Below are 9,867 nucleotides of genomic sequence, written 5' to 3' on the forward strand. Positions count from 1 at the left end.
GGTACGAGCGGAATTTTTACCTTTTTTGGTTAAATCCAATAGTTTATCTTGTTCCTCTTGAGTTAGGCTAACAGTATATTTAGCTGACATAACTTTTAAAAGTGTTTTCATACCATTATTTCACCTATAGAGCAACCTGTCAAAATAACTTTGGTGGACTACTACTGGCAATCAGCATTCTGATCGGAATTGGCTGTGCCTATCGCGTTGGATTACACTCACATTTGATTGATCATTGGGTGTTGCACACCGCTAAGTCTCCATCTTTTGCCGTTGAGTTGAAGTGGAGCTTGGGTGTGGGTGCAGCAGGGGCGATCGTTCTCTTGTTGCTCGATCGGTTGATGCAACATGCCCTACCTGAAGCGCTACAGGCAGCCAATAATACAGAGCGAAGTTGGTTGAATTTGCTCACAGCAATATTTTATGGCGGCATCACTGAGGAAATTTTGATGCGCTGGGGTTTAATGTCGCTGCTTGTTTGGATCGCATGGAAAGTCTTCAAACAAGGCATTACGTTGCCCAGTCAAGGGATTTACCAGGCTGCGATCGTTCTAGCCGCGTTGGTATTTGGACTACTACACCTGCCAGCGACTGCTGCGATCGTTCCCCTCACTCCAGTTGTAATTATTCGGGCGTTGTTACTGAATGGGATTGTGGGAATCGCGTTTGGCTGGCTCTTTTGGCAATATTCGCTAGAGGCTGCAATGTTAGCTCATATCAGCGTTCATGCTTTTACCTTTGTTCTTAGCGGTTTGCTGGCAAGGTTGGCTTAGGTTTTGGAATATATCTCGTAGGGCTAGCACTGCCCACAAAGCTTTATCGTGAAAGGCTTTAAAAATGGGGGACGATGCCCACTACTTGAATTGATGCTCAACTCTACAGTTTTAAGGTAGTAAATCAAATGATTCAGTACAAAGATTTCGCGCCTCGGATTACTGAACGGGGACCCTTCGGCGGACCTTCCGAGTATGAATCTTTCTCGGAGGTTGTGAGTGCTGTAAATCAGTGGATCGAAAGTACAACGATACAGGTGATCAATGTTGAAACTGTTGTTCTACCCGATCGGATTGAAGGCACAAGTGATGATGTCTACGGAGTGACGACCAGTAATGCTTTCCACCCAGTGATGATCAGTCAGGGTCTTGCAATCAATTGCTTTCAATGTGTGCGTGTGTGGTACAGAGAATAAGCTTTATTGGAAAGAGAAAAAATGAAACGATTTACTTTGTTTACTTTCCTGTATCTTGCGCTGGGAGTTTGTTTGACGGCGATCACGCTTGGATACCCAAACCTACCTTCGCGTCTTCAAACAAGCTTGTTCGCCAGTGCAGGAGCGTCCTACCTTGTTTGTCTCTTCAGTACCTTCCCTTTTTGGCGGGAGGCGACGCTCCGCGTCTATCGCAGACGGAATTCAGCAGTAATTCTACCCTGGTTGGTGATTGGAGTGAACATTATTGTGACGATCTGGGAGCTTCAGAGTCAGAACTGGACAATGGAAGCCATTTTAGGAGCGTTTTCGCGGCTATTAGTCGTCTTAATATTTGCAGAAATCATTGTGATTACATGGCAAGTGAATTCTGAACATTAGTGTCTAAATCGAATGGCACGCTCATTAAGACACAGCCCTTGCCCAGACTGGGAACCCATTCTGGGAGGCTCTGCCTCTTCCTTCATGGTGGCAGAACCAACGATCGCCCTGGATTTATCCCTGAAAGTACTGGCTCATGAAGCGACTGACGGCAAGGTGTGGGTGAGTTACAACGATCTTAATTACTTAAAACAGCGATTTTCTCTCTCGGATGAGTTGGTGGAAAATATCGCTATCATTGCACCTTTAATCAATGAAGCACTTAGTTCCGTAGATCACAAATAAGTTGGAGAATTAGCACGCGATGGCGCAAAGCGCCCGCTCAAAAGGCGATCGCACCTTGGCGTTTTTGAAACAGCATTGTAGTAGCAATCGAGTAATGTCAAACTCATTAATTTTACAACACTCATGAAAATATTTGCGTTCCTCCTGGCTCTGCCAATCAGTATCTTAGCTAATTTTTCCTTAAGAGCTTCTGCTGATTCTACTGCTGGCATCATCCTGAGTACAAAATGCCAGGGTGCATACAACATCAATATTTGGCAGAATTATACGAACGGTGAACTGCTTTATCGCACAACCAGTGCCAACGGTAATTTAAGTTTGAATAAAGGAACTAGCCAAGCAACAGAAGGTGTTCGAGTGTATAAGTTTCGGAATGGAATTTATGAATATTGGGTATGGGATGGCACGTTGGATAACCCGCAGTCTGGAACTTTAGAGGTGTATAAAAACAACCGTATCTTGATGAAGCAAGCTTGTAGAAAAAGTTGAATGAATGGCACGCTCGTTAAGACACAGCCCCTGCCCTGACTGGTTTCCAGTCTTAAGACTGGGAACGAGACTAAACAAGCCTTTGGGCTTTTCTTAGTGCCATTCGGGTCTAAATCGGATGATGCCGAAACAAACTCGTTTCAGGAACGCGAGATAGAGTCAAACGTACTACATGAGGAACACCATGAATAAGCCCAAGTTTTTTGTTACCCCTGGTTATGGGGAATATCTGTTGAATCAATTGCATTACTCGCAAGCGGTAAAAATTGACAATCGAGTCGAGATATCAGGGCAAGGTGGCTGGGATGACAATCTGCAAATTACCGAATCGCTTGCAGACGAGATTGCTCAGGCGTTCCGGAACGTCGAGCGAACCTTGGCGACGGCTGGTGCGGGTTGGGAGCATGTGGTTCACGTTAATTCTTACCATGTTGGCGGGTTCCCCCCGGAGGTTAACGAAGTGATGTCCAAGCTATTTCGTCATTATATGCCGAATCACGCTCCAATCTGGACACAGGTAGGAGTCGCGGCGCTTGGACTACCCACGATGCGGATTGAAATTCGCGTGACTGCAATTGTTCCGTGAGTTTTGTAAGCGTTAATAACACAATTTATGCTGCTCGAAAACTGGTCTATCACTTAAAAGGAGAACTCAAGAGTGTGAATTCACAAACAGCTCAAACCACCACTAATGCTGACGAGTCGGCAATCCGTGCTTTCCTTCACCAGATGATTGATGCTTGGAATCGAGGTAGCGGGGAAGGCTTTGCTGCCCCGTTCAGCAAAACTGCCGATTTCCTCACGTTCGAGGGCACGCATCTCAAGGGTCGAAAAGAAATCGCTGCATTTCATCAGCAAGCGTTCGACACGGTTGTCAAAGGAACACGCTTGGAGGGTGAGGTGAATTTTGTCCGCTTCGTGAACTCGCAACTCGCGCTCATGCACGTAGTTATTAGGGTAATACTACCCGGACAAACTGAAACTTCACCTTCACGAGATTCGCTGCCGCTATACGTCGTAACGAAATGCGACGAAGGTTGGCAGATCGAAGGGTTGCTCAATACCCGGAAGTTAACGCTAGAACGTCAATTCTTCTTAGACGACTTTGACTCCCTGAGTGCAGAGGCTCAACGTCAAGTGACCGACCTCGTTGCAGGTCTCAAAGCGAGTGGAGTAATCACTCCGACGCAAATTGATGCGAAATAAAACCAATCTCCATTCTTTGGTGCGGTCACAGCGTCTGCGGTACGCGATCTCCAGCGACGATACAGAATCCCAGTTACAGGGCGAGTCAATCCAACCATCTGGAAAGTCCTGGATATGCACGAAAACCCCTATCGATCGCCGCTTCCCTGGAAACAGCAGAACATTACACAACCACAAGCCACAGGAGATTTCTCATGAACCGAAAGATTCTTTCAATCAAAATCACGACTACAACCACAATCGCAATCACAATTCTGTTCGGCGTACTCCTACTGTTCAATTTTCCATCCCTGGCTCAAGTCAGTTCACAAGTGATTCCCAGAATCGAAGTGATCGAAGGTTCTGAAGGGATTCCACCCAGCTACCGTTTAGTCATTAGCCGATCTCAGGACAATGTTTATGTCTTCTGTCCGACTGGCTTCGAGCCACAGTTGGACTATCTGCGAAATGTGGAGGCGATTCAATGTAAGCCGTTTACCAGTCCCTAGAAGTAAACCAGTGAGGGGCAAAAGCATAACAACTCACACCACTTTTTTGCTTTGAACAGAGGAGAGATTTAGATGTCAGAGAACAATAAAGCAATTTTAGAAGCGGCGATCGCCCAAGGCAACTATGAAGGATTCTTGTCGTTCTGCGCCGACGACACGGAATGGACATTTGTCGGCGACAAGCCCTGAACGGAAAAGAAGCCGTTCGTCAACGGTGTAGCCCTCACCGCCGGCAATGCGTGTGTCAACGACATCGTCGCTGACTACCTCATCGGTCTTAAAATCCCCGCAGACGGCGTTCGCTGCGTCCTTTAGGCGCGTTGCTTGGGACACTGAGTCCATCTCGCAACAGCTTACGCCATAAGCTATTTAGAGCATTCTGCAATTCCTCATTCCCAATAACTCAAATTAGGATCAATAACTCATGTCTACATTCAAGTACAATCGGTTAGACAAAAATAATGCTGCGGTGCTGCTGGTCGATCACCAAACTGGACTGTTCTCACTTGTGCGTGATATTGGTGCAGCCGACTTTAGAAATAATGTGTTAGCACTGGCAAGTGCAGCCAAGTTTTTTAACCTGCCTACAGTTTTGACAACTAGCTTTGAGGATGGCCCCAATGGTGTCATCATCCCTGAACTGAAAGAGAAGTTTCCCGATGCTCCCTTTATTCCCCGCCCCGGACAGATCAACGCTTGGGACAACGAGGACTTTGTGAAAGCAGTAGAAGCAACAGGCAAAAAGCAATTAATCATTGCCGGAATTGTCACCGATGTATGTGTTACTTTTTGTGCGCTTTCGGCATTGGAGGCAGGTTATGACGTTTTTGTTGTCACCGATGCCTCTGGAACCTTCGATGAAGCCTGTCGCTATGCAGCTTGGGATCGAATATCTCGTGCTGGAGTTCAATTGGTCAATTGGTTTAGCGTTGTGGGTGAATTGCACCGTGACTGGCGTAACGATATTGAAGGGCTAGGTAGTCTTTTAGCAGGGTTTATTCCTGACTACAAAAACCTGATGACCAGCTATGCAGCAACGTCAAATGCTGGATCTCCCAGTAAGTAGTGAGGCATTGTTTACCACCGAAGGCATCACGGCACGGTCTAAAGCGCGACCCTGGAGGATGGAAAAACTGAAGATGGCGGGGATAGTTTGGGAAAAACCTAATTTTGAGTTTTTGCAAGGGTGCTGGTTAGATGACCCCGCTTTGCAAATTGTGATCAGGAAATAGCTGCTCGTATTTCCGCAGTGGGGGGTTGAGTGTGTGAATGGGGTGCTGGTTGATTTGGGGGGATAACGAAGGTATTCTACTTGTATCTCTGCAATTAAGTGAAGTCAAACTCTTCGTAATAAAAAGATGAATATTTGCTGTTTGTCTACTAACTAACGAGAGATTGTTTTATTCAATCTCCTATCATAATATGCACTGGTAACAGAGTCTTTTTATACATCTATTATATGCCAAGGCTGTATTGGTAACAGTCTAAAACAGTCCTTAACTTCCTTATGTTTGTTAATTAATGCCTTTTTGGCAAAAAAGGCATCTTCATGACAGGCAGAGGCTATATTGGTTTGCTTTATTAAAGTGATGTTTATCTTTGAAAAACCGGAGTCACATAAGTAATGGCTACATTTAGCGTCAGTAACACCAACGACAGTGGTGCTGGTTCGCTGCGGCAGGCAGTATTATCAGCTAATGCCCTGACTGGAAAGGACATCATTAATTTTGATGGAGTATTCACTGATAATATTACCGATACTATCACCCTTTTGGGTAGCAGCTTCCAAATCACAGATGACCTGAGTATTAAAGGTACAGGTGCTTCTTTGCTAACTATTAACGGTAATAATGCAAGTAGTGTATTTGAAATTAGCAACAATATTACTATTGAAATTGCCGGACTGACTGTTACCAATGGTTATAGTTCTGATGCCAGCGGTAGCATCACTAATAATGGTACTCTAACGCTATTGAATAGTGCCATCAAGAATAATTTTGGTTATCTCGGTAGTGGCATCTATAATTCTGGCACTCTCACACTAAAAGACAGCACCATCAGTGACAACTTGGGATATCTGGGTAGTGGCATCTATAATTCTGGCTCCCTTACGTTAAAGGACAGCACTATTAGTAAAAATTACACTTTATCTAATGGGAGTGCTGGTGGCATTTATAACTCTGGCTTCCTCACGGTAAAGGACAGCACTATCAGTGACAACTTAGGGGGTAAGGAAGCAGGCGGCATCTACAATTCTGGCGGCACTGCAACAGTAAGTAACAGCACTATTAGTGGTAATAAGTCATCTGGCTCTGGTGCTGGCATCTATAATTCTGGCATCTTGAGCGTTAGTGATAGCACCATTAGTGGCAACCAAATAACCATTGATAACTATGGCGGTGGTATTTATAACTCTGGCTCCCTTACGATTGGCAACAGTACTATCAGTGGCAACTCGGCAGAAGCAGGCGGTGGTATCTACAATCAAGGTAAAGTAGTGCTAAGTAGTAGCACTATCACGCTGAATACTGCTTACAACTATTATCAGAGCGATGGTGCTGGCGGTATCCAAAATTCTGGCACTGGCACTGCCACAGTCAAAAACAGTATTATTGCTGGCAACTTTGATACACCCCAAAAAGATTCGACTCACACTACTAACCCCGATGTAGTAGGTTTGTTTAGAAGCAATAATTTTAACCTCATCGGCAACTTAAATGGCAGTATGGGCTTTAATGCAAAAGAACATCTCAATGTTGGCATCGAACGAGTCCTAAATACCAACTTACGATACAACGGTGGTGTGACCAAAACTCATGCCCTAGTCACTGGTAGCAGAGCCATTAATGGTGGTAAGAACGCAGACATCCCGGCTGATACTACAGACCTTGATGGCGACGGCAACACCACTGAACAAGTACCTTTTGACGGGCGCGGTTCTGGCTTTAAGCGCATCTCTAGTGGTCGAGTAGATATCGGTGCGTTCGAGGCAGTTGTCAATGTGATTAATGGCACTCGCAGTCGGGATCAACTTAAGGGTACTACTGCTAACGATATTATCACTGGATTTCAAGGGGAAGATACCCTGACAGGTGGTGCAGGGGCAGATACCTTTGTTTATACCAAATATCGAGATGCAGGTGATACGATTACTGACTTGAAAGTTGGCACAGATAAGATTGGGCTGAGACCGCTGTTTGCTAGCCTTGGTCTAGGCAATCTGAACTATACTAATGCCATTTCCGGCGGCTATTTGAGCTTTGGTAGTCAGGGAACTAATACTGTAGTCTTTATCGACTCAGATGGTTCTTCTGGTGCTGGTCGGCGCTTGAAGTTGGTTAAAGTCAACAAGGTGAGTAGCACCGCACTAAACAATGCTATTAATTTTGGATTGTAATTTCAATTTAGTCGGATTTAATGGTGTTGCATAATTGAATTCATACTTCAATTACGCAACGCCAAATAATTGCTCCATCTGTGATACCATAACGACCTACTTTTTGAGCAGCACTAATTATGGCGTTGACTTCTGATGGTCGCAGATATTCTCTTTCCCTCTGAGATGATTTTTTGGACGGGAGAGTATTTTGAGAAAATATCTTTGCCGAAAATGAAAGTTGGATAGTGATAGATAGCATGGGTCAAGTCCTCATGCTGAGGTCTATATTTTTATTGTACTTTGCTTAAAAGGAGACAAACTAGATAATGTTATCATTTGTATTTCTTATCAATTACCCCGGAAAAATCGGTCATTTTTACAAAACTTTACAAGGCTGCACCTGGTGACACGAATCTTCTATTTACGCTGTGTTGGAGAAAATGTTCGGCGAATTCGTCAAAAGGGAAAATCCAAAGTTATCGTAAATAATCATCTGGCGATAGCAGAAGCAGCATCCCTCGCATCCCACTAGAAACAGTGATCTGCTCAAATAGAGTTGCCATTTCATCGAGGTAAACTTGATAATTTTTTTACTAGCTAAAGCTGTCACACCTCCACGGATGTATCCTGTTAGTGGCTGGACTTACTTGAGAGCAACTGTCTCAACCTTACAGTTTCCTGAAATTCGTGCCAAGGCTTTCAAGTCTAACTGAGCATTTCCTGGCACAACAGCAAAACAGATACCTGTTGTGTCACCTCTGACTACTAGGTTTTAAAAACTTGTTCTAGTGGAAGCCCAACTTTGTGCGCTGTACTCTCGGCGGCCAGATCATCAGGATCTACTTCATAAGTGAGAATTTGGTAGGGAATACCTAGTTTATCAAGTAGTCGAGCGGCATTTGTTTTCATTCACGTTCACAAAAGATATTATTGCTCTTGCTCCCAATCTTCAATCACCAGCCCACTAACACGACTGAATTCTCTTATGTTGTGCGTAACTAATGTTAAGTTATTCACAAGTGCGATCGCTGCAATTAATAAATCACTTGGGCCAATGGGAGTTCCATTTACTGACAGTTCTGCGCGAATTCTCCCTGCAACTCGTGCTGCTGCTGTGTCTAATGGCAATACAGCAAATTGACTAAAAAACCTTTCTAGCAATGCTAAATTCCGTTCACTTTGAATACTGCGGTAAGCCCCATAATAAAGTTCCATCTGCACCACAGTACAAAGATAAATGTCTTTTGGCTGTTGCTGTACCAGTCTAGCCGTTACCGTTTGGCTACTATTGTTCAATAGTCTAATACAAACGTTTGTATCTAGCAGATAGGTCAAAACAACGTCTCCCGCGTTTCAAATTCTCCTTGTTCTAGTCTTTCTAAAGGTTCTCCTGCCCAACCACCAATCACTTCTTCAAAAAAACCAGGCATCCACTCTCTTCGTGATGGAGTTATAGGTTTAATGATTACTTCTACTTCAATATCACCACTTACTATCCCCGATGGAATGTCCAGATGCAAAATGCCATCAGCCCCAACATGAGAACATAGTTTAATACTCTGCATTACTCGTTTCTCCCGCTCATTGGTCTATTTATAATTACATCGTAATTAATTTATCATCCCGTACTCTTTCTCTATCAAACCCAACAGCCTCTCCTCAACAGCAGTCAAATACGGGCGCTTCAACTCCCCCAGATGTTTCAATACAGCACATGGAGCATCTTCTAAGTTCTCGTTGTCCCGCAGTCGATTGATGCGATCGCACACCAACTGCACCTGCTCACACTCGGCGGGTAAGTAGTTGAAGGACTTCAGGTACTGCAAACGGCGTTGTTGCATGAATAGGGAAAATGGTAAATTTTACCTATCGCCAATTTCTCTACCAACCCTGATCCGAACGATGAAGACGAAAACCCAGTACAGAGTTCGTAATTAGAATGCTTATGATGCAGCACTCAAGCATCGAGGTAGTATAAGCTTCTGGGTGAATGAAGAGATAATCGAGCAGTGGCGTAACGAACAGAAGACAGGAAGAAAAGGAGCATCGAATTATTACAGCGATGTGGCGATCGCGACGATGGGTACAATTCAATCACTGTTTCACCTACCGGGACGGCAAGCAGAAGGCTTTTTAGAATCGTTATTCATTGTCATGGGGATTGAACTAGGAGTCCCAGACCATTCCACGCTATCTCGTCGCTTAAGCAAGCTGTCGGTGGAACTGCCAGTTGTACCAAAGGACAAAGCTGTTCATGTTGTGGTGGATTCAACCGGGGTAAAAGTTTATGGTGAGGGCGAATGGAAAGGGGTGCAACGCGAAAAAGTTGGGTAATGAAGGGTAGTGTGAAAGGCACAAAAAAAAGTAGGATGCCTGGACAAGATGTTTAGGCTGATAGCCAAGCAACCAGGAGTCTCCTACGTTGAAAAGTA

The 9,867-nt window shown here is 44.5% G+C and carries 16 protein-coding genes and 2 pseudogenes; 13 read left to right on the forward strand and 5 right to left on the reverse strand.

What is annotated here, in order from left to right; all coding sequences use genetic code 11:
• The first annotated feature begins 101 nt into the window (after nt 1-101).
• From FNW02_RS40050 to FNW02_RS39790, 12 genes and pseudogenes are all read left to right on the forward strand, one after another.
• Entirely contained in the window at nt 102-773 is a 672-nt protein-coding gene (locus FNW02_RS40050) for a CPBP family intramembrane glutamic endopeptidase (RefSeq protein ID WP_348535513.1), read from the forward strand.
• Between the two features lie 257 nt (nt 774-1,030).
• The gene (locus FNW02_RS39330) at nt 1,031-1,189 is read left to right on the forward strand and encodes a hypothetical protein (RefSeq protein WP_225226226.1); all 159 of its coding nucleotides are present in this window, start codon (nt 1,031-1,033) and stop codon (nt 1,187-1,189) included.
• 72 nt (nt 1,190-1,261) lie between these two features.
• Entirely contained in the window at nt 1,262-1,588 is a 327-nt protein-coding gene (locus FNW02_RS36270; RefSeq protein WP_225226227.1) for a hypothetical protein, read from the forward strand.
• Between the two features lie 12 nt (nt 1,589-1,600).
• Entirely contained in the window at nt 1,601-1,873 is a 273-nt protein-coding gene (locus tag FNW02_RS36275) for a DUF302 domain-containing protein (RefSeq protein ID WP_096553053.1), read from the forward strand.
• A gap of 123 nt (nt 1,874-1,996) precedes the next feature.
• A complete protein-coding gene (locus FNW02_RS36280; protein ID WP_191762328.1) occupies nt 1,997-2,362 on the forward strand; it encodes a hypothetical protein in 366 nt (121 codons plus the stop codon).
• 172 nt (nt 2,363-2,534) lie between these two features.
• Complete coding sequence (locus FNW02_RS36285) at nt 2,535-2,948, forward strand: RidA family protein (RefSeq protein ID WP_225226228.1); 414 nt, start codon at nt 2,535-2,537, stop codon at nt 2,946-2,948.
• Between the two features lie 74 nt (nt 2,949-3,022).
• On the forward strand, nt 3,023-3,568 hold the full coding sequence (locus tag FNW02_RS36290) for an SgcJ/EcaC family oxidoreductase (RefSeq protein WP_191762329.1): 546 nt from the start codon (nt 3,023-3,025) through the stop codon (nt 3,566-3,568).
• A 27-nt stretch (nt 3,569-3,595) separates the two neighbouring features.
• Nucleotides 3,596-3,766, forward strand: a pseudogene (locus FNW02_RS36295) (peptidoglycan-binding domain-containing protein); the annotation flags it as partial.
• Nucleotides 3,763-4,056, forward strand: coding sequence for a hypothetical protein (locus tag FNW02_RS36300; protein WP_191762330.1), 294 nt, complete (start codon nt 3,763-3,765; stop codon nt 4,054-4,056). The pseudogene FNW02_RS36295 and the gene FNW02_RS36300, both read left to right, overlap by 4 nt.
• Nucleotides 4,057-4,480: 424 nt before the next feature.
• Nucleotides 4,481-5,122 carry an isochorismate family cysteine hydrolase YcaC gene (gene ycaC / locus FNW02_RS36310; protein ID WP_191762331.1) on the forward strand — a complete coding sequence of 214 codons (642 nt, stop codon included), beginning with the start codon at nt 4,481-4,483 and terminating at the stop codon, nt 5,120-5,122.
• Nucleotides 5,100-5,288: a hypothetical protein gene (locus tag FNW02_RS36315; RefSeq protein WP_191762332.1), complete on the forward strand. Its 189-nt coding sequence runs from the start codon at nt 5,100-5,102 to the stop codon at nt 5,286-5,288. Before ycaC ends, FNW02_RS36315 begins: the two co-directional genes overlap by 23 nt.
• A 392-nt stretch (nt 5,289-5,680) precedes the next feature.
• Nucleotides 5,681-7,453, forward strand: a complete 1,773-nt coding sequence (locus FNW02_RS39790) for a beta strand repeat-containing protein (protein WP_191762333.1) — start codon at nt 5,681-5,683, stop codon at nt 7,451-7,453.
• 40 nt (nt 7,454-7,493) lie between these two features.
• On the opposite strand, the gene FNW02_RS36325 is transcribed toward FNW02_RS39790, so the two are convergent.
• The 5 genes from FNW02_RS36325 to FNW02_RS36345 all read right to left on the reverse strand — a co-directional run bounded on the left by FNW02_RS36325 (nt 7,494) and on the right by FNW02_RS36345 (nt 9,276).
• Nucleotides 7,494-7,694, reverse strand: coding sequence for a hypothetical protein (locus FNW02_RS36325; protein ID WP_191762334.1), 201 nt, complete (start codon nt 7,692-7,694; stop codon nt 7,494-7,496).
• A gap of 506 nt (nt 7,695-8,200) precedes the next feature.
• Nucleotides 8,201-8,344, reverse strand: coding sequence for a YbaK/EbsC family protein (locus tag FNW02_RS39345; RefSeq protein ID WP_225226230.1), 144 nt, complete (start codon nt 8,342-8,344; stop codon nt 8,201-8,203).
• A gap of 18 nt (nt 8,345-8,362) precedes the next feature.
• Complete coding sequence (gene vapC, locus FNW02_RS36335; RefSeq protein WP_191762335.1) at nt 8,363-8,770, reverse strand: type II toxin-antitoxin system tRNA(fMet)-specific endonuclease VapC; 408 nt, start codon at nt 8,768-8,770, stop codon at nt 8,363-8,365.
• Nucleotides 8,767-9,000, reverse strand: coding sequence for a hypothetical protein (locus FNW02_RS36340; RefSeq protein WP_191762336.1), 234 nt, complete (start codon nt 8,998-9,000; stop codon nt 8,767-8,769). The genes vapC and FNW02_RS36340 overlap by 4 nt, the downstream gene beginning before the upstream one ends.
• A 45-nt stretch (nt 9,001-9,045) precedes the next feature.
• Nucleotides 9,046-9,276, reverse strand: coding sequence for a hypothetical protein (locus tag FNW02_RS36345; RefSeq protein WP_191762338.1), 231 nt, complete (start codon nt 9,274-9,276; stop codon nt 9,046-9,048).
• 130 nt (nt 9,277-9,406) lie between these two features.
• Here FNW02_RS36345 and FNW02_RS36350 point away from each other — a divergent pair.
• Nucleotides 9,407-9,769, forward strand: a pseudogene (locus tag FNW02_RS36350) (transposase); the annotation flags it as partial.
• Nucleotides 9,770-9,867 lie beyond the last annotated feature (98 nt).

Origin of the sequence: Komarekiella delphini-convector SJRDD-AB1 (assembly GCF_014831675.1) — a bacterium.
Taxonomy (GTDB): domain Bacteria; phylum Cyanobacteriota; class Cyanobacteriia; order Cyanobacteriales; family Nostocaceae; genus Komarekiella.